Source organism: Actinocorallia libanotica (assembly GCF_039525175.1).
Lineage (GTDB): Bacteria > Actinomycetota > Actinomycetes > Streptosporangiales > Streptosporangiaceae > Actinocorallia > Actinocorallia libanotica.
Window position 1 is genome coordinate 283,941 of sequence record NZ_BAAAHH010000003.1, and the last position, 19,024, is coordinate 302,964.

At 74.6% G+C, this 19,024-nt stretch carries 16 protein-coding genes; 4 read left to right on the forward strand and 12 right to left on the reverse strand.

The features are described from left to right. Position 1: 1 nt before the first annotated feature. The 7 genes from ABD140_RS06555 to ABD140_RS06585 form a co-directional block, all read right to left on the reverse strand. Positions 2 to 1,423, reverse strand: a complete 1,422-nt coding sequence (locus ABD140_RS06555; RefSeq protein WP_344237807.1) for a flavin-containing monooxygenase — start codon at positions 1,421 to 1,423, stop codon at positions 2 to 4. A gap of 117 nt (positions 1,424 to 1,540) precedes the next feature. Continuing rightward, positions 1,541 to 2,488 (reverse strand): diacylglycerol/lipid kinase family protein, encoded by a 948-nt coding sequence (locus ABD140_RS06560; protein WP_344237809.1) that lies wholly within the window; start codon positions 2,486 to 2,488, stop codon positions 1,541 to 1,543. Between the two features lie 67 nt (positions 2,489 to 2,555). Further along, positions 2,556 to 3,653, reverse strand: coding sequence for a VWA domain-containing protein (locus ABD140_RS06565; protein ID WP_344237924.1), 1,098 nt, complete (start codon positions 3,651 to 3,653; stop codon positions 2,556 to 2,558). A 404-nt stretch (positions 3,654 to 4,057) separates the two neighbouring features. Then, entirely contained in the window at positions 4,058 to 6,262 is a 2,205-nt protein-coding gene (locus ABD140_RS06570; protein WP_344237811.1) for a DUF5682 family protein, read from the reverse strand. Between the two features lie 48 nt (positions 6,263 to 6,310). Further along, positions 6,311 to 7,417: an ATP-binding protein gene (locus ABD140_RS06575; protein WP_344237813.1), complete on the reverse strand. Its 1,107-nt coding sequence runs from the start codon at positions 7,415 to 7,417 to the stop codon at positions 6,311 to 6,313. Positions 7,418 to 7,505: 88 nt separating this feature from the next. Next, positions 7,506 to 9,014, reverse strand: coding sequence for a DUF5691 domain-containing protein (locus tag ABD140_RS06580; protein ID WP_344237815.1), 1,509 nt, complete (start codon positions 9,012 to 9,014; stop codon positions 7,506 to 7,508). Between the two features lie 616 nt (positions 9,015 to 9,630). After that, the gene (locus ABD140_RS06585; protein WP_344237817.1) at positions 9,631 to 10,713 is read right to left on the reverse strand and encodes an SWIM zinc finger family protein; all 1,083 of its coding nucleotides are present in this window, start codon (positions 10,711 to 10,713) and stop codon (positions 9,631 to 9,633) included. A gap of 72 nt (positions 10,714 to 10,785) precedes the next feature. On the opposite strand from ABD140_RS06585, the gene ABD140_RS06590 reads away from it, so the two are divergent. Further along, positions 10,786 to 11,754 (forward strand): cation diffusion facilitator family transporter, encoded by a 969-nt coding sequence (locus tag ABD140_RS06590; protein ID WP_344237819.1) that lies wholly within the window; start codon positions 10,786 to 10,788, stop codon positions 11,752 to 11,754. On the opposite strand, the gene ABD140_RS06595 is transcribed toward ABD140_RS06590, so the two are convergent. Beyond that, positions 11,751 to 13,112, reverse strand: coding sequence for a serine/threonine-protein kinase (locus ABD140_RS06595; RefSeq protein ID WP_344237821.1), 1,362 nt, complete (start codon positions 13,110 to 13,112; stop codon positions 11,751 to 11,753). The genes ABD140_RS06590 and ABD140_RS06595 overlap by 4 nt on opposite strands. Positions 13,113 to 13,179: 67 nt before the next feature. Here ABD140_RS06595 and ABD140_RS06600 point away from each other — a divergent pair, with 67 nt between their 5' ends. Continuing rightward, complete coding sequence (locus ABD140_RS06600) at positions 13,180 to 14,328, forward strand: DUF6777 domain-containing protein (protein WP_344237823.1); 1,149 nt, start codon at positions 13,180 to 13,182, stop codon at positions 14,326 to 14,328. 3 nt (positions 14,329 to 14,331) lie between these two features. On the opposite strand, the gene ABD140_RS06605 is transcribed toward ABD140_RS06600, so the two are convergent. From ABD140_RS06605 to ABD140_RS06620, 4 genes are all read right to left on the reverse strand, one after another. Beyond that, positions 14,332 to 15,069 carry a M50 family metallopeptidase gene (locus tag ABD140_RS06605; RefSeq protein WP_344237825.1) on the reverse strand — a complete coding sequence of 246 codons (738 nt, stop codon included), beginning with the start codon at positions 15,067 to 15,069 and terminating at the stop codon, positions 14,332 to 14,334. Positions 15,070 to 15,127: 58 nt separating this feature from the next. After that, positions 15,128 to 16,027 carry a phosphorothioated DNA-binding restriction endonuclease gene (locus tag ABD140_RS06610; protein ID WP_344237827.1) on the reverse strand — a complete coding sequence of 300 codons (900 nt, stop codon included), beginning with the start codon at positions 16,025 to 16,027 and terminating at the stop codon, positions 15,128 to 15,130. A gap of 79 nt (positions 16,028 to 16,106) precedes the next feature. Then, complete coding sequence (locus tag ABD140_RS06615; RefSeq protein ID WP_344237829.1) at positions 16,107 to 17,612, reverse strand: alpha/beta hydrolase; 1,506 nt, start codon at positions 17,610 to 17,612, stop codon at positions 16,107 to 16,109. Beyond that, positions 17,609 to 18,277 (reverse strand): response regulator transcription factor, encoded by a 669-nt coding sequence (locus ABD140_RS06620; protein ID WP_344237831.1) that lies wholly within the window; start codon positions 18,275 to 18,277, stop codon positions 17,609 to 17,611. The genes ABD140_RS06615 and ABD140_RS06620 overlap by 4 nt, the downstream gene beginning before the upstream one ends. 315 nt (positions 18,278 to 18,592) lie before the next feature. Here ABD140_RS06620 and ABD140_RS06625 point away from each other — a divergent pair, with 315 nt between their 5' ends. Then, positions 18,593 to 18,820, forward strand: coding sequence for a Flp family type IVb pilin (locus ABD140_RS06625; protein WP_344237833.1), 228 nt, complete (start codon positions 18,593 to 18,595; stop codon positions 18,818 to 18,820). A gap of 2 nt (positions 18,821 to 18,822) precedes the next feature. Continuing rightward, positions 18,823 to 19,005 (forward strand): hypothetical protein, encoded by a 183-nt coding sequence (locus ABD140_RS06630; RefSeq protein WP_344237835.1) that lies wholly within the window; start codon positions 18,823 to 18,825, stop codon positions 19,003 to 19,005. The last annotated feature ends 19 nt before the right edge of the window (positions 19,006 to 19,024 follow it).

The window sequence follows — 19,024 nt, forward strand, 5'->3', positions numbered from 1 at the left end:
CTTATGGCTCCACGGTGAAGTCCCGGAGATCGGGACGCCGGGTGGCCCTGCGGTAGGCGAAGGTGAACCCCGGCCAGTTGGTGACCTGCTTGCCGTCCTCCGTCTGGTACCAGCTGTCGCAGCCGGCGTTCCAGACGGTCCTGCGCATGCGTTCCTGGAGGTCCTTGTTGAAGGCGTTCTGCGTCTCCTTCTTCACCTCCAGCACGCCGCCCGTCTGAAGGCAGCCGAGGATGTACCGGAACTGGCTCTCCAGCATGTAGACGATGCTGTTGTGGCCCAGGTTGGTGTTGGGGCCGTACAGCACGTACATGTTCGGGAAGCCGTGGACGGTCATGCCGAGATGCGCCTCGGCGCCGTCGGCCCACGCCTTGTCGAGGGTGAGGCCGTCGCGGCCGGTGACGCGCATCGGCGCGAGGAACTCCGACGCGCGGAAACCCGTGCCGAGGATGAGGGTGTCGGCCTCGCGGAACGTGCCGTCGGCGGTGACGACGCCGTCGTGCCGCACCTCTGCGATGGGGTCGGTGACGAGGTCGACGTTCGGCCTCTGCAGGGCGGGCAGGTAGTCGTCGGAGAGGAGCGCGCGTTTGCAGCCGAGGGGGTGGTCGGGGAGCAGCTTGCGGCGCAGTTCGGGGTCGGCGACCTCCCTGCGCAGGCGCCGGCGGTAGGCGTACTCCATGGTCTTGAGCAGGGCGGGGTAGCGGACGAACCCGAGGGCGCGGGATTCCAGCAGCAGGTAGGTCACCAGCCGGTCCAGGTCCTGGAGCAGGGGGAACGCGGAGCGCAGCCGCAGGGAGAGCCGGCCGTGGCGGCGGTCGGGCTTGGGGACGAGCCAGGCGGCCGAACGCTGGTAGACGTCCAGGCGGGCGGCTCGGGCGGCCACCCGGGGGACGAACTGGATGGCGCTGGCCCCGGTGCCGACGACGGCGACCTTCCGCCCCGCGAGATCGTGGCCGTGGTCCCAGCGGGCGGAGTGGAACATCGTGCCCGCGAAGGACTCCAGGCCCGGCAGCCGGGGGATCGCCGGCCGGTTGAGCTGGCCGCAGGCGGCGACGAGCACGTCCGCGACGACGGGCCCGCCGGAGGTCTCCAGCCGCCAGCGGCCGTCCTCGAAGGCCGCGGCGCGCACCTCGGTGTCCAGCCGCGGTTCGAGCCCGTTCCGCTCCACGCATCCGCGCAGGTACTCGAGGATCTCGGCCTGCCCGGCGAACCGGCGGCTCCAGTCGGTCCTGCGCTCGAAGGAGAAGGAGTACAGCGGAGACGGCACATCGCAGGCGGCCCCCGGGTAGGTGTTGTCCCGCCACGTCCCGCCGATCCCGGGCCCCTTGTCCAGCAGCACATGGCTGATCCCCAGCCGCTTCAGCAGGATGGACAGCCCGATCCCGCCGAACCCCGCCCCGACGATCGCCACTCGAAAAGTATCCACTTACCCATACTGTGGCGCCCGCCATGCCCCGTCCAGAGCCCGGCGCCCCCTGCCGCCCGGGACGACCGGAACCTCCGCCGCCCCGGCGGATCGGCGGGCCCGGTGCGCGGGGCGGCCTCAGGTGTCGGGGAACTCGCGGGGGACCAGGACGCGCAGGGCGTTGGGGAGGAGGCGGACGCTGACGGGGGTGCGGGCGCGGAGCTCGCCGTCGACGTCCACGGCCATGGGCGGGTCGGTGGCGATCTCGACGGCGTTGGTGGTGAGGAAGGAGGGCTCGGCGAGGGTGCGGAAGCGGCCCGTCAGGGCGTGCCGGGCGGTCGCCGACATCAGCCGCAGGCGCGCCTCGTCGCCGAGCTGGTAGACGGCGAGGAGCCGGTCGTCGGGACTGGCGTCCTTGGCGATGACCCGGCCGCTGTGGTGGCTGCTGTTGGCGATGTTCAGCTGGTGGGTGGACACCTCGTGGACCACGCCGCCGATGCCGACGGTGGCCCGGAACGCCTGGTTGCGGGGGAGCTTCCACAGCGCGGTGAGCAGGTAGGAGAAGCGGCCCAGGTACCGCTTCAGCAGGTGCGGCACGGAGCGGGCGACCTGCACCGAAAGGCCGAGGCTGACCATGTTGGCGAACGTCTCCGGCGGCTCGCCGGTCCGCGGGTCGAACTCCCCGAGGTCGACGTCCGCGACCTTGCCCGAGCCGATCACCTCGACCGCGCCCCGCACGTCCAGCGGCAGCCACAGGCCGCGCGCGAAGTTGTTGGTGGTGCCCAGCGGCAGCAGTCCCAGCGCCACGTCCCGGTACGCCAGGTGCCGCACCGCCTCCTTGAGCGTGCCGTCCCCGCCGCCGACCACGACCAGGTCGGGCTTCAGCTCCAGCGTCCGCTCGAAGATCTCCGGCAGCCGCGACGGATCGTTCACCGGATGCAGCTGCACGAACCCGATGCCCGCTCTGAGCAGCAGCCGCAGCGCCTGGGCGTAGCAGCGCCTCCCCCGCCGCGAGCGGGTGTTGACGATCAGGACGGCCCGCCCTCCCGACCGGATCGCCTCCTCCAGTTCGGCCTTGCTACGCATCGAGCGCCCATCCCGTCCAGAAGTCACCGCCGCGCCCGGGCCGACACCCCGCGCGCACGGCTCCATCCTAGGGAGCCAGGCCCCCTCCCCGTCCTGTCCCGCCTTCCAAGGCGGCGGCGATGAGATCGGGGAAGCGGTCGGGGGTGCAGGCGAAGACGGGGACGCCCAGGGCGGTGAGGGCGGCGGCGTTCTCGTGGTCGTAGGCGGGGGCGCCGTCGTCGGAGAGGGCGAGCAGGGCGATCAGCCGGACGCCGGAGCGGTGGAGGGCGGCGGCGCGGCGCAGCATCTCCTCGCGCGGGCCGCCTTCGTACAGGTCGCTGATGAGGACGACGACGGTCTCGGAGGGACGGGAGACGAGGCTCTGGCAGTAGGCGAGGGCGCGGTTGATGTCGGTGCCGCCGCCGAGCTGCGTGCCGAACAGGACCTCGACGGGGTCGTGGAGGCGGCCGGACAGGTCGGCCACGGCGGTGTCGAAGGCGACGAACGACGTCCGCAGCGCCGGCACCGAGGCGAGGGCGGCGCCGAGGATCCCCGCGTACACCACGGACGGGGCCATGGAGCCGCTCTGGTCCACGCACAGGATCACGTCCCGCCGGACGCCCCGCGCCGCCCGGCCGAAGCCCACGAGCCGTTCGGGCACCACGGTGCGCCGCTCCGGCAGGTAGGTGCGGAGGTTGGCGTGCACCGTGCGCCGCCAGTCGACGTCCGCCTGCCGGCGGGGCCGCCGCTCCCGCGCCGACCGCTCCAACGCCCCCCGCACCGCCGACCGGAGCCGCTGCTCCAGCCGTTCCTCCACCTGCCGCACGACCTGCCGCACCACCGCGCGCGCCGTCTCCCGCGCCCGCTCCGGCAGCACGGAGCCCAGCGACAGCAGCACGCCCACCAGGTGCACGTCCGGCTCCACCGCCTCGAGCATCTCCGGCTCCAGCAGCAACCGCCCCAGATCCAGCCGCTCGATGGCGTCCTGCTGCAGCACCCGCACCACCGGCCCCGGAAAGTACTCCCTGATGTCCCCCAGCCACCGCGCCACCTGCGGCGCCGACTCCTGCAGCCCGCCCCGCCGCTTCCCCGCCTTCTCCCCGTACAGCGCCTCCAGCGCCGCGTCCATCTTCTTGTCCGCCCCCTGCGGCACCACCCCCGTCCCGGCCCCCTCCCCGAGCACCATCCGCCACCGCCGCCTCCGCTCCACCTCACCCGCGGCACCGGCCGCGGCGGCGTCCCCCGCGCCCTCCGGACCGGCCGCCCCGGCTCCGGCAGCGGTCATTCCGGGGTTCGCGTCGGCTCCGGCAGCGGTCATTCCGGGGTTCGCGTCGGCTCCGGCGGCGGTCATTCCCGCGTTCGCATCGGTCCCGGCAGGGGTCATTCCCGCGTTCGCATCGGTCCCGGCAGCGGTCATTCCGGGGTTCGCGTCGGTCCCGGCAGGGGTCATTCCCACATTCGCATCAGTCCCGGCAGCGGTCATTCCGGGGTTCGCGTCGGTCCCGGCAGTGCTCGCCCCTGCGTTCGCATCGTCTCCGTGAGCGTCCTGGGAGAGGGCGGTGTCCCGGGCGGTCGGGGCGGTCTCGTCGTTCACGGCTTCTCCTCGGGGGCGGGGCGGAGGGGGAGGAAGGAGAGGACGGTGGCCATGGCGGGGGCGGCGCGGGCCGGGTCGAGGTCTTCGGGCGGGGGCGGGGCGGGGGCGGTGAGGTTGTGGAGGCGGGTGGCGAGGGTGCGGCGCTCGGGCGGGGTGTGGGTGGCGAAGGTGCGGCGGAGGAGGGGGACGGCGGCGGTGACGGCGTCGGCGGGGACGGCCGGGTGCCAGGAGTCGAGGAGGGCGAGGAGGGCGGCGTCGTGGATGAGCAGGAGGGCGTTGCCGGCGAGGAGGCCCTCCAGCCAGGCGGCGGTATGGGCGGGCGGGGTGCCGGGGGAGGCGGCGCGGGACAGGCGGGCGGGCAGGTCGGGGAGGCGGCCCGCGTCGTGGAGGAGGCGGGTGAGGCGGCCTTCCAGGAGGCCGTGCGGGGCGGGCGCGTCGATGAGGGCGGCCAGGGCGTCCAGCCAGCGGGCGGTGTGCGGGGGCTCGTCGAGGAGCGCGAGGGTCTCGTGGACGGTGCCGATCCGCTCCAGCAGGGCGCGGGCCGCGTCGTCGTCCAGGGAGGCCGCGGCGCGGGGGAGGCCCAGGCAGACGCGGACGACCAGGCCGTCCACGACGGTGCGCAGCGGGCCGGTGGGGGTGCCCCGGACGTCGCCGTAGCGCAGCGCGCGGACCAGCGGAGGGAGCGCCTCCATGAGGCGGACGGTGTCGCCGTCCGCGGTGGCGCGGTCGGCGAGCGCGGACATGACGGCGGGCAGCGCCTCGTCCAGCCCGGCCAGCAGGGCGCGTTCCGCCAGCGCGGTCAGCTCGGGAAGACCGGGCGCATCCGCGGCCTCCGCCTGGATCCGCGTCGTCGCGGCGTCATGGACGGTGGTCCCCCAGGCGCCCGCTTCGATCAGCCGGACGTCGAACTCCGGGTGCCAGACGAGCGCCCACACCTCCTTGAACGTGCCCTGGGACCGGCTGGAGACGTCCGCGGCGGGCGTGCCCCAGGCGACGTCCAGCACGCGCAGGCGGTGCAGGAGGCGGCTGCGTTCGAGGTCGACGGGTCTGCGCAGGTCGAGGGCGTCCTCACGGGGATCGGCGGACGGCTTCAGGCGCAACCGCTTCTGCTGGGCGAGCAGGTCCCGCTGGAGCGGGACCATCGGAGTGGATTCGGGGACGGATCCGAGCGCCTCGCCCACCACCATGCGGCGCCGGATCAGCTCCAGCGGCAGCTCCGCGCCCTCGCACAGCACCGCGACGGTCGCCTCGGTGAGCTCGTCGAGGCCCGCCAGCGGCCGTCCGCGCAGCGCCGCGAGCGCCTCGGCCAGCCGCACCGCCTCGATCACGTGCGCTGATGAGACGGCCAGCCCCTCCTCCCGCAGCAGCCGCGCGCTCTCGGTGAGCCACCGCTCGACCGGACGGTCGACGGCCTCGAACAGGTGCCGGTACCAGCCCGGCGACCGCACCCCCGCCCCGTACCCCGACTCCCGGGCCAGCCGCCCGTGCGTCCACGGCACCCACGTCATCGCCACCTTGGCCTTCGGCAGCCCCTTCAACGTCGCGGCGTCCCGCGACGCCGGCACCTTCGCCCGCAGCGCGGGCACATGCCACGCCCCGCACACCACCGCGATCCGCTCGAACCCCTCCCGGACGCCCCGCCGCACCGCCTGCCGCATCCAGGCCTCACGCTGCTCCTCCCGCTCCGGCCCCCCCGGCCCCGCCTCCTCCCGCAGCGCCTCCATCGCCTCGGCGACCACCCCGAACACGTCCCCCCGCCCCCGCAGTTCGACGACGTCGTCCCACCACCGCTCCGCGTCCGCATACCCGGCGACCTCCGCCAGCACCCCCAGCGGATCCACCCGGGCCCGCTCCGTCGGCGCGGTGGCGAGGGCCTCGGGCGGGGCGGCGAGGGTGTGGGCGGCGGGGAGGTCGATGAAGCGGACGGGGACGCGGCGGGCCTGGGCGTGGCGGAGGGCGGTCCATTCGGGGGTGAAGGAGGCGAAGGGCCAGAAGGCGGCGCGGTGGGGATCGGTGAGGGTGTAGGCGAGGAGGGCGACCGGAGGGGTCATGGCGGGGTCGGCGGCCAGGGCGAGCAGGGGGTCGGCTTCGGGAGGGCCCTCGATCAGGACGAGGTCGGGGCGGTAGGCCTCCAGGGCGCGGCGCAGGGCGCGGGCCGAGCCGGGGCCGTGGTGGCGGATGCCGAAGACCTCGACGGTCAAGCGGACCTCCGGAGGGTGAGCGGGGGCGGACGGGGTGAGGCGGGAGGGTCAGGGGAGGATCTCGCGGCAGGCCCGGTAGAAGTCGCGCCAGCCGGGGCGGTCGCGGGCGACGGTCTCCAGGTACTCCTGCCAGACGACGGGGTCGGCGGCGGGGTCGGAGACGACGGTGCCGTGCAGGCCGGCGGCGAGGTCGGCGGGGCGCAGGACGCCGTCGCCGAAGTGGGCGGCGAGGGCGAGGCCGCCGGTGACGACGGAGATCGCCTCGGCGGTGCTCAGGGTGCCGCTGGGGGACTTCAGCCGGGTGCGGCCGTCCTCGGTGCGGCCCGCGCGCAGTTCGCGCAGGACGGTGACGACCCGGCGGATCTCCTCCAGGCCCGCCGCGGGGGCGGGGAGCTCCAGGGCGCGGCCCAGCCGGGCGACCCGGCGGGAGACGATCTCGACCTCGTCCTCCAGGGAGGCGGGGACGGGCAGGACCACGGTGTTGAACCGGCGGCGCAGCGCGCTGGACAGCTCGTTGACGCCGCGGTCGCGGTCGTTGGCGGTGGCGATCACGGTGAAGCCGCGGCGGGCCTGGACCTCGGTGTCGAGTTCGGGGACCGGCAGGGTCTTCTCCGACAGGATCGTGATGAGGGCGTCCTGCACGTCCGAGGGGATGCGGGTGAGCTCCTCGACGCGCGCCACCGCGCCGCGCCGCATCGCCCGCATCAGCGGGCCCGGCACCAGCGCCTTCTCGGTCGGGCCCTCGGCGAGCAGCCGCGCGTAGTCCCAGCCGTAGCGGATCGCCTCCTCCGGGGTGCCCGCGGTGCCCTGCACCAGCAGCGTCGAGTCGCCGCTGACCGCCGCCGCCAGGTGCTCCGACACCCACGTCTTGGCGGTGCCGGGGACGCCGAGCAGGAGCAGCGCGCGGTCGGTCGCCAGGGTGGCGACGGCGACCTCGATCAGCCTGCGGGGGCCGATGTACTTGGGCGTGACGGCCGTCCCGTCGGGGAGCTCGCCGCCGAGCAGGTACGTGGTGACCGCCCACGGCGACAGCCGCCAGCCGGGCGGGCGCGGCCGCTCGTCCAGCTCGGCCAGCCGGGCGAGCTCGTCGGCGTACTCCTGCTCGGCGTGCGGGCGCAGGACGCCGGTGGCGGCCTCGGGCGTGCCGTCGGTCATCGTTCGTCTCCTCGGTCTCTTGCTCGGTGCGACCGGCGGGTGAGCGGCCGAGCAGTTGCAGATAGCCAGGTTCGCGGCGAAAGCCCCGTCAAGGATGTCCAGCGAGCTCCTGCAGCATGTCGTGCCGGAACCGGAGGGTCTCGGCGAGTTCTACCAGAGGCCACTTTCCGTACCGGTCGGCCAGTGCCTGCAGCCGGGGCGCGGCCTCGGGCGTGAGCCGCTCGTCGGCCAGCCGGCACAGCTGGGAGACGAACCGGGTGGCGTCGGCGTCCGGCAGCACCGACTCCAGCAGGGCCAGGACGGCCTCGGCCAGCGGGCCCGTCCAGGGCGGGGGCAGCCGGGACAGCAGCCGCAGCAGGTGCGCCTGGTCCTCGGCGGCGCGGACGAGCTCGGCCGCGGCGGCGTCCTGCTCGTCCTCGGGCAGCAGCTCCAGCAGCCCGGCCGGGGCCTCGGCCTCCTCGACGAGCGCGCCTTCGCCGAGCAGCGAGCGCGCCCAGTCCGCGGCGCCCTGGCGCAGCGCGGCACGCGCCCAGCCCAGGTGCACGTCGTGGGCGAGGTCGTCGGCGACGGGCAGCGCCACCAGCTCGCCGGAGGTGAGCCCGGACGCCTCGGTCCAGCTGTCGAGCGGGGTGCGGGCGAGGATCTCGCGCAGCCAGGCGGTGCGCGCCCCCGTCCGGGCCGCCGAGGGGGAGAAGGAGCCCGGCGGGTGGAACGGGATGCCGTCGCGCGCCATCGCGTCGTCGTGCTCCTCGGGGAGCGCCACGACGATCCGCGTCCGCCTGCGGGCCCGCACGGTGCGCTTCTCCAGGCGCAGCAGCCCCTGGGCGCGCTCGGCCATGCGCCGGGCGTAGGCCGAGCGGGGCAGCCGGGCGAGCAGGTCGGCGGCGTGCTGCCGGACGTCCTTGCCGCGGTCGTCCAGCGCGCGTTCGAGGAACTCCTCGTCGGCCCCCGACAGCCCGTGCTCGAAGGTGGCCAGGAACGCCGCCCGGTCGGGCGCGGTCTCGCGCGTCCAGCTCTCCAGGAGCTTCTCGCGCGCGGCGTCCGGGTCGCTCAGCCGCAGCGCCGTCAGGTAGGCGACCCGCTGCGCCCGGGTGCCGCCCGCCCAGTCGGCGACGGCCTCGACGGAGGCCGCGGACTCGGTGAGCAGGTAGGCCCAGTCCGCGTTCTGCAGCGCCAGCCACGCCCCCCGCTGCCCCGCCGTCCGCGCGATGAGCGGCCGGACGGCGCGGTCCCCGCGCCCCTTGTCCAGCAGGTCGGGCAGGCTGCGCGCCGGCACCCGGTACCCGCGCGCCGCCGCCTCGCCCAGCCATTCGGGCAGCAGCCGCGGCCGGTCGCCGCCGAGCAGCCGCTCCAGCCGCCGCCCGGCCGCCGGCGGCACCACCGGCAGCGTCTCGGCCGGTGCGGGCGCGCCGACCAGCCCCGCCTCGACCTTCCCCGGCCTGCGCCCGGCCCGCCGCAGCACCGCCAGCTGCTCGGCCTGGTCCAGCAGCCGCGCCGCCGCGTCCTCCTCCGCCAGCGGCACCTCCGCCAGCTCCGGCGCCGCCTTCCGCTGCGTCCCCAGCAGCGCCGCCGTCACATGCTCCTCCCACACGCTCATCACACCGGGCTCCCGTCCGCCCGCCACCCGAGTCCCCCAGGCACCGGGCCGCCCGGCCGCTCCGGCACATGCCAGGCGTCGGCCGCCAGGTGTCCGCGTTCCGTACCCGGCGCCGGAGCGTCCGGCCGTACCCGCATGCCGTCGGCCCGGCTCTCCTCCACCGGGTTCGAACGCCCGCGTCGTGCACGCGGTGCCGAGCCGTTCGGCAGCACCGGCATGCCGTCCACTCCGGCTGTCCGACGCTCGCGTCTTGCGGGTGCCGGGGCGTCCTGCCGTACCCGTACGTCGTCCGTCCTGGCCGCCCGGCGCCCGTGTCCGGCGGGAGCCGGAGTGCCCGGCCAGATCGGTGCGCAGTCGATGCCGGGCTTCTCCACCGGGCTCGCGGGCCGGATCAGGGTGCTCGGAGACGTCGGCGTGCCGGCGGTCCTCATCCGGCGCAAGGGCGCAGCGGACGAGGCCGGGGGGCCCGGACGCGGCGCCACGGCGTCAGGGCTCCCCCGGTGCCCGGGGGAGGCGGCGGAGACGCGGAGGCCCGCGGAGACGAGGGGCCGGAGGCCGGGGCGGGTGAAGAAGAGGAGGGGGCGGGGACGGGGGCGACGGGGCGGGGTGGTGGGGGTCATGGGAGGGTCACCAGGCCTTCGGTGGGGTGCCAGGCGGACAGGGGGCGGAGGCCGGAGGGCGTCCATTCGCCGGCGAGGGTCAGGGGGGCGCCGCCGGAGAAGGACAGGAGGCGCCAGGGGGCGGGGGTCCGCAGGGGGAGGGCGTCGCCGGCGGTGTCGATGAGGTGGAGGCCGTCGGAGCGGGCCAGGCGCACCGAGGACAGGGCGGCGGGCCAGCGGTCGAGCCAGGGGTCCTGGGCGAGGGCGGCGGCGTGCTCGTCGAGGAGTTCCAGGACGGTGGAGCCGGGGGGAGGCGCGGTCCGGGGCGGGGCGTGCAGCGTGGCGGGGACGGCCCGCAGGGGCGGGGCGTCGGGGTGGAACGCCAGGGAGGCGTCCACGGCCGTGCCGGGGCGGAGGTCGAGGGGGTCCAGGGGGCGGGAGGACGTGCCGTAGGCCAGGACGAGGGCGGGGCGGCCGGTGGACAGGCCGCGCAGCCAGGTGCGCCGGGTGCGCAGGCCGTCGCGTTCGCTCTCGCGGACGCCCAGGACGTACCAGTCGTCGCGGACGTGCGGCCCGGCCAGGACCTCCTCCCGGGCGGCGGTGAAGCCGACCCGGGTGCGGACGGTGGCGCGCAGGCCGGGCGGGAGCTCCTCCCGCCGCCCGTGGGCGCGGACGAGCAGGTGCAGCAGCCCGTACTCCTCCAGCAGCCGGGACGGCCAGTGCTCGCCGGTGCCGGGGACGGCGGCCAGCTCCCGCACCGGGTCGGCCAGCGCCGGACCCTGGGCGTCCACCAGCCGCCGCGCCGCCTCGTCCCACAGGGCGTGCGGGGCGCGCTCGGCGCCGGCCAGGCCGTGGGCCACCTGGTCGCGCAGCCACCGCGCGAGCTCCGCGACGCCCGCGTCGACCATGCGGTCCCGCCGCTCCGCCGTGCGCGCCCTCGCCCGCCGCCGCTTCTCGTCGGCGACGCCGTCCGCTCCGGCGATTTCCGCCGGAAGCTCCGTGGATACCTCCTGACCTGCGGTGTTCTGAGACGACGCGACAGGCGCAGGCGTCGGCCCCTGCCCTCTGCTCCCTCCGGGGAAGCCCGATCGTTCGCTCACATAATCGAATCTAGCGATGCCCCCCGACAAAATCCGCGGCCGTCTATCCTGGCCCCGCCGAAGGGGGAGCGGATGGGTACGGGGCACGGACACGGGCACGTTCTGGGGCGTCACGGGAGGCACGGCGCGGACCGCCGCCCGCTGGTCGCCGCACTCGCCCTGATCGCCGGTTTCATGGTGGTGGAGGTGGCGGCGGGCCTGCTCTCCGGTTCGCTGGCGCTGCTCACGGACGCCGCGCACCTGCTCACCGACGCGGTCGCGATCGCGCTGGCACTGCTGGCGATGCGGATCGCCGCGGCGCCGCCCAGGGGCGGCTACACCTACGGCCTCAAGCGCGCCGAGATCCTGTCCGCGCAGCTCAACGGCCTCACCCTGCTGCTGCTGTCGCTCTCCTTCGGCTACGAGGGCGCGCGCCGCCTCCTGGACCCGCCCGAGGTCGAGGGCGGCGTGGTGCTGGGCACCGCGCTGGCGGGCGTGGCGGTCAACCTGGCCGCGACCTGGCTGATGAGCCGCGCCGACCGCTCCAGCCTCAACGTCGAGGGCGCCTACCAGCACGTCCTGAACGACCTGCTGGCGTTCCTGGCCACCGCGGCTGCGGGCGGCGTCGTGCTGTTCACCGGCTGGCACCGCGCCGACGCGGTCGCGTCGCTGGTCGTCGCCGTTCTCATGGTGAAGGCGGGCTGGGGCCTGGTGCGGGACGCGGGCCGGGTGCTCATGGAGGCCGCGCCCGCCGGCCTGGACCCGGCCGAGATCGGCGGGGCGATGGCCGGCCGCCCCCGCGTCATGGAGGTGCACGACCTGCACGTCTGGGAGGTGACGTCGGGGTATCCGGCGCTGTCGGCACGCGTCCTGGTCGATCCGGACGGCGACTGCCACACCGTGCGCCGCGACCTGAGGCGGGTGCTCCGCGAACGCTACGAGATCGCCCACGCCACCCTGGAGGTCGGCCACCTGCGGGAGGACGGCCCGCACTGCGGCGAGCCCCACGTCCCGCGGCCCGCCATGGCCACGGTCGCGGCGCCCCGCTCGGCCGTCCCCTAGCGGCCGGCCGAGGCCCGCCCGCGCGCCAGCGCCAGGAGCAGCAGCCCGATCACCAGCACGGGGGAGAGCACCTGCAGGACGATGGTCTCGGTGCGCGGCGGCACCTGCCCGAGCGTGGCCAGCCACACCGCCACCCGGACGATCCGGACCACGATGATCGTCCAGACCCCGGAGGCGAACCCCCGCCAGGCCGCGATGACCCCGAACACCGTGATGACCGCCAGCGAGGTGTAGACCAGGGACAGCACCAGCGCCCACTGCTGGCGGAGCTCGGTGACGGAGCCGCTGGAGAGCACCGACAGGGACGCCATGTCGAGCAGCGACGCCAGGAACACCAGTGCCAGCCCCAGGAAGAGGGGCACGGTGCGGCGCAGCGGCCCGCGCCCCGCCCGCGTCCCGGCGGGCTCGGCGAGGCCGCCCAGGTCCTCGGTGTGCTCCACCTCGGTGACCGGCGCCTCCACCGGGGTCACCGGGTCGTCCACGGTGACGCCGCCCGGCGGGAACGGCCGCGCGAGCCTGATCTCGCGGCGCTCTCCCAGCAGCCGCCACAGCAGCTCGTCCGCGGTGGGCCGGGCCGCCGGGTCGCGGGCCAGGCAGGCCAGGACGGGGCGGGCGAGCTCCTCGGGCAGCCCGCTCACGTCGGGGTCCTCCGCGCGCATCCGGTTGAGCATCGCGTACAGGTCGCCGCCGCCGAACGGGGCGCGCCCGGTCGCGGCGAACACCATGGTCGAGCCCCAGGCGAAGAGGTCGGAGGCCGGCCCCACCACGTGCTCGGTGAACTGCTCGGGCGCCATGTAGGCGGGGGTGCCCACCAGCTGCCCCGTCATGGTGTGCCCGACGTTGTCCAGCGCCCGCGCGATCCCGAAGTCGATGACGCGCGGCCCGTCGGGCCCCATGAGCACGTTCGGCGGCTTGAAGTCCCGGTGCACCACCCCGGCCTGGTGGATCGCGGTCAGCGCGGTGGCGGTGCCGACGGCGAGCCGCATGAGCGCCCCGTCCGCGCGCGGCCCCTGCTCGCGCACGACCTGCTGGAGGGAGGCGCCCGGCACGTACTCGCTGACGATGTAGGGCCGGTCGCCGTCGAGGTCGGCGGCGTGGACCCGGGCGGTGCAGAACCCGGCGATCCGCTCGATCGTCGTCAGCTCCCGGACGAACCGCGCCCGCGCGATCGGGTCGTGGCTGAGCCGGGCGTGCAGCAGTTTGACGGCGACGCGCCCGCCGTGGCCCGTGCCGAGGAACACGGTGCCCTGGCCGCCCGCGCCGAGCCTGCCCAGGAGGGGGTAGTCGCCGATCCGGTCGGGGTCCTCGGGTTCCAGCGGCAGCACGTGCGGTCCCCCTATCGAAAACCTCACGGTCATTGTGCACTTTTCTTCTCTATGAGACATCAGAAGGGAGAGGAGCACCAATCCCGGACGGGGGCTCGATGTGAGCGCGAGGATCACGAGGGCGCGGACGGCGTTGTTCGCCTTCCTGCTGCTGATGTCCGCGACGGCCTGCGGGGAGGCCGGAAAGACCATTACCAGGCTCGCGGTCGGCGACCCCGGCCCCGATCCCTACACCCTGGCGGCCAACGCCGACGACGACGAGCAGGTGGACCGCAGGGCCGAGGCGGGCGGCCAGGTGAAGGGCGACGCCCCCGGCCTCTACGGCGGCACCCGCAAGGCCGCGGCCTGCGACAAGGACGCGCTGGTGGAGTTCCTGCAGGCGGGAGGGGAGAAGGCCGGGGCGTGGTCGGGCGTCCTGGGCATCACCGTCGCGGAGATCCCCGGCTTCGTGGCGGACCTGACGCCCGCCGTGCTGCGCGTCGACACCCTGGTCACCAACCACGGCTACCGGGACGGGACGGCCACGGCGATCCCCGCCGTGCTGCAGGCGGGGATCGCGGTGCTGGTCGACCGGCACGGGGTTCCGGTGGTGAAATGCAACTGCGGTAATCCCCTGACCCCTCCTGATGCGGAAATAGATCCGAAGAACAGCGATTTCCGCGGCGCTTCATGGCCACAGTTCAGTGGCGGGAAAGTGACGGTGATCGCGACTCCGGAGCAAGAGGTGAAGAGTCTGACGCTGGTCGACTCCGAGACCGAGACCGCCTTCGAACGCCCCGCGGGGTCCGGCGGCGACCGGGACGGCGCCGCCGTGCCGATCCCGCCCGCCGCCCGCTCCGAGCCTCCGCTGTCCACAAGCGGACAGACCACCGGCCCCGCCACGAGCGGCCCCGCCACGAGCGGCGGCGTCACCCCGACGCGGAGCGGCACGCCCACCGGCACCCCGACGGACTCCCCGACGGACTCCCCGGCTCCCGAGGAGAGCGCCACGGAGGACGGCGCCACCGGGAAGCCGTCCGCGACGCCCGGCGTGCGGGTGCCGGAGAAGAGCCCGACCGCGGAGGCCGAGGAGGCCCCGGCCACCGGGACGGAGAAGCCGGCCGAGGCGGCGGGGCCGGACGAGCCGGCCGGCGGGACGACGGTGCCCGCCCCCGAGCCCGAGCAGACCCGGCCCCAGCAGTCCGAGCAGGCCACCCGTCCCGCGGAGCCGGAGCCGTCGGACCCCGGTCCCGGGACGACCGGCGGGTGAGCGTCAGAGCGGGGACGTCCCGCCGAAGAAGGAGGTGCCGAAGGCCTCGGCGGGGATGAGCAGCTTCCCGCCGAGCAGCAGGCAGGCCAGGGCGAGCAGCCCGAAGAGGCAGACCCACACCAGCCCCGGCACCCCGGTGAGGTGGGCCAGCTGGTCGGCGTCGGAGCTCGGCGCCTGCCGGAGGGCGCGCAGCCGCTGCAGCTCGATCACCGGCCGCGCGCCCGCCAGCAGCAGGAAGGCGGCGCCGAAGTAGGCGAAGGCGGCCTGGACGTCGGTCGGCGCGAACCAGGAGATCGCGAAGACGATCCCGCCGGTGGTCAGCACCGAGACCACCCCGAAGACGTTGCGGATCATCACCAGCATCCCGGCGAGCAGCACCAGCGCGCCCCACAGCATGAGGGTGATCCGCCCGAGCTCCAGCAGCCAGGCGAAGAACAGGCCGAGCAGCGGCGGCGCGGCGTAGCCGGCGAGCGCGGTGAGCACCATGCCCGCCCCGTCGGGCCTGCCGCGCGAGACGGTGACGCCGGAGGTGTCGGAGTGCAGCCGGATGCCGTCGAGCTTGCGTCCGGTGAGCAGCGCCACGAGCGCGTGGCCGCCCTCGTGGGCGATCGTCACCACGTTGCGCGACACCCGCCAGGCGGGCCCGTAGGCCACCAGGAACAGGGCGAGCGCGGCCGCGGCCGCCACGATCCACAACTCGGGATCGGCCTGCGACTCCCACAGGTCACTGAATTCCGTCATGCTCTGTTTTCCCGCCCTTCGTGCGCCCAAGATATGACGCGTCGCGCCGTCCAGGCGTTCAGATCCGGGCGGGTCCCCGGAAGACCTGCCGGGTGTGCCAGTCGATGTTGCGCACGTCGGGCCGGGCGAAACCCGGCTGCGGGGGGCTGGCGGTGCGGCCGTTCAGCTCGTTCACCATCCGCTTGGAGGCCTCGGTGGTGCCGACGAAGTGCCGGGAGACCAGGATCTTGCCGGACGGGACGATGCCCAGCACGCCCTTGTCGAACAACCGGTGGTGCAGCGAGCACAGGCACAGGCAGTTGGTCAGGTCGTCCTGCCCGTCGAAGGCCCACCAGCGCAGCCGCGCCACCTCCAGGCCGATCACGCTGTTGCCGATCCAGCCCTCGTAGCCGCAGAAGGCGCAGCGGCAGTCGTAGGCGACGAGGATCTTCTGCCGGATCGTGGGGTCGCGCTCGGCGCGGGGCAGGTGGCCCTCCAGGTACCGGGCGACCGTGGCGGTCTGCGCCACCTCGGGCAGGAGCCCGGCCGCCGAGCACAGGTCCAGGTGCAGGCCGGGCTCGAAGTTGGTGTCCAGCAGGATGCGGACGATCTGCGACAGCAGGACGGGGTCGGCCAGCATCTCCTTGACGAACTCCGGCATCAGCCTGCCGTGCACGTCTCCGGCGGTCATCAGGTCGCGGTCGGGTCCGGGGCTGGGCCGCCCGCCGGCCGCGGCGACCTCCCACAGGCCGTCGGTGGCCAGGTGGTGGAAGGGCTGGGCCGGGCCCACGGGCTTGGGCGGCCCGAACTCGGCGAAGAGCAGCTCCAAGGCGGGCTCGGCCTCGCGGAAGCGGATCGGCTTGAAGCCGGTGCGCTGCAGCTGGCCGATCGCGTACAGCAGGAGGAGCGCCTTGTGGGGGTCCCGTTCTCCGCCGCGGGTCCAGCGCCGCAACCTCGTGATGCGCTCCAGCCACTCCATTGGCGAAGCGTAAAACTTTTCACGGCTATTGTCCCGGTCCATAGGGTTACAAGTGCACACCGGATTGACCCGCGGCCGGTCAGTAGTCGGGTCCCCTGTCGGAGCAGCGCGCGGCGGCGGGCGCCGTTCCGCCGATCAGATAGCCGTCCACGGCCCGGTTCACGCAGGAACCGCGTCCGTAGACGCCGTGTCCCGCCGCCTCGTTGACCAGGAGCGCCGAGCCGGTGAACCGTTTCGCAACGGCTTGCGCCCACTTCAGCGGAGTGCGCGGGTCGCGGGTGTTGGCGAGCAGCAAAATCGGACCGATATTGCGTGGTTTGATCGCTTTCTGAGGTATTGAGGCGGGTTTCCAGTACGAGCAGGCGATGGTGGTGTTGACGTCGGCGAAGACCGGCGACCTTCCCGCCATCCGGGCGATCTGCCGGTCGGTGGCGCGCTCCCGGCGGATCTCCTCGGGGGTCTCCAGGCAGGTGACGGCCATCCAGGCCGGGATGCTGGAGTCGTAGAGCCCGCGAGGCGAGCGTCCCCGCGCGGTGTCGGCGAGCCGCCGGAACGTACGGCCTTCGCCCCGCGCCGCCTCGGCGAAGGCGCGCCGGCCCGTGCTCCACAGCCGCGGCTCCATCGCCAGCAGGACGGACGCCGTGTGGATGTCGGTGTCGCTCACCCTCCGGCCGTCCGGAGCGCGCAGCGGACGCCGGTCGGTCCGCTCGAGCAGCTTCCACACGTTGGCGCGGGCCTTCGCCCGGGTGGATCCCAGCGCGCACCCGTGCCGGACGCAGCTGTCGAGGAACAGGTCGAACTCCTCGTCCAGGGCGAGGAGCTGCCGCTCCTGCACCTCGCCCGCCCAGTACGCCGAGTCGATCACCGAGTCCAGCACCATCCGGCGGACCCGGCCGGGGAAGAGCTCGGCGTAGACCTGGCCGAGCTGCGTCCCGTAGGAGGTCCCGTAGTAGTTCAGCCGGTCGTCGCCCAGCACGGCGCGCAGGACGTCGAGGTCGCGCGCGGTGCTCCCGGTGCCCATGTGCGGCAGGAGCCAGCCCGCCTTGTCCTGGCACTCCTCGGCGTAGCGGCGCGACATCGTGCGCAGGCGCGTCCGCTCCGCCCGGGTGTCGGGGGTGGAGTCGGTGGCGTGGTAGCGGTCGAGCTGGTCGTCGTCCAGGCACCGGATGCCGTTGCTGCGGCCCACCCCGCGCGGGTCGAAGCCCACGATGTCGTAGCGCTCGCGCACGGCGGGGGTGAAGGAGCGGCGCGCGGCGTAGGCGGCCTCCACGCCGGAGGCGCCCGGCCCGCCGGGGCTGATCAGCAGCGAGCCGAGCCGGGAGCCGGCGGCCTTCAGCCGGACCGCCGCGATCCGCAGCGTCCTGGCCTCCGGGTCCCGGTAGTCCAGCGGCACCTCGACGTCGGCGCACTGGAAGCCGCGGTGGCCCTTGCACGGCCGCCACGGCGCCTTCTGCCGGTAGAAGCGCTCGAGCGCGGCCTCGTCGACGGCCGGGGACGCCTCGGGCAGCGCGGGCGCGGGCCTGGACTGGCAGGCCGCGGTGCCGAGCAGGACGAGCAGGGCGAGCGCGGGGAGCAGGGGGTTCAACGGCGCCTCGTGGCGCGGCAGCCGGAGCTCCTGGCGTCGTCCTCGCCGTCGCGGACCAGCCCGAGCCGCAGCGCGGCCATGACCGCCTGGGTGCGGTTGGTGACGCCGAGCTTGTCGTAGATGCGGGCGGTGTAGGTCTTGGCGGTGTGCGGGCTGAGGTTCATGGAGTGGCCGATCTGGGCGATCGGCAGGCCCTGCATGAGCAGGCCCAGCGTCTCCCGCTCCCGGGGGGTGAGCAGCTCGCGGTCCCTGCGGCGGCGCTCCAGCGCCTCGGCCAGGCCCTCCGCGGTGAACGAGCCGGGCGCGACGGCCGCGTGGCGGATCGCCGCGACCATCTGCGCGATGGGCGCCGAGGCGTCGACGTACGCGCTGGCGCCCGCCTCCATCGCCTGGAACAGGGTGTCCTCGGCCTCGGAGTCGCCGAGGACGACGACGCCGATCCGGTCGTCGGCGCGCAGCCGCCGGGTCAGGCCGAGCCCGTCCCCGCCGGGCAGCGAGACCGCGGTGACGACGACGTCGGGCCGGTCGGCCCGCACCCGCTCCAGCGCCTCCTCGGCCGACGCCGCCGCGGCGGCGAGCTCCAGATCGGGCTGCTCGCCGACCAGCCGGGCGAGGCCGAGCCGGCACAACACATGGTCGTCGACCACCACGACACGCACTACCACTGTGGACCTCCCAGGGGTCGGGCCCATTCTCAGACAAAAGACGCCCAACGCAAACCACCGGTTTACCTGGTACCACTCAGAACAATCTCAGCATCGCCCACTCTGAACTGTCGCTACATTGATATGGCGCGGGGGGAGCGTGATCTGTTATGGGCCTCTCTGACAACCCTCCTTTCGGGTGACATGTCGTCCGTTCGGGTGATGACATAAGTCCAAAAGGTGTCTTTCCTCAAAGCCGGACAGTCTCCAAGCTGGGCCTTTGTCGGAGTCCGGGCGGTGACAACGTCCGGGCGGCTTCCGGAAGGACCCCCCGAAATGATCAGTCAGGCAGTGATCCTGCTGCAGTCCGGCTACCGCGCGCTCCTGGAACGGGGCGAGGAGCTCTCCCGGGACCGGGGCGCGACCGCGGTCGAGTACGCGCTCATCGTCTCCCTCATCGCGGTCGCGATCGTCGCGATCGTCGCCACCCTGGGCGAGACGATCGTGGACATCTTCACGAACGTGAACGACGAGATCACCCCCGAGGCGCCGGCAGCGCCCTGACCGTGACACCGTCCGGAACGAGCGGCCGCCGGGGCGATCGGGGCGCCACGGCGGTCGAGTACGCCCTGCTGTGCGCGCTGCTGGTGGTCGCCGCCGTCGGCGCGGCGCGGGCGCTGGGCGACGGCCTGGACGGGCTGGTCGACCGGAAGGCCGGCCAGGTGAGCGCCGAGGCGACACCGCCGTGATCCCAGTGAACCGTCATAT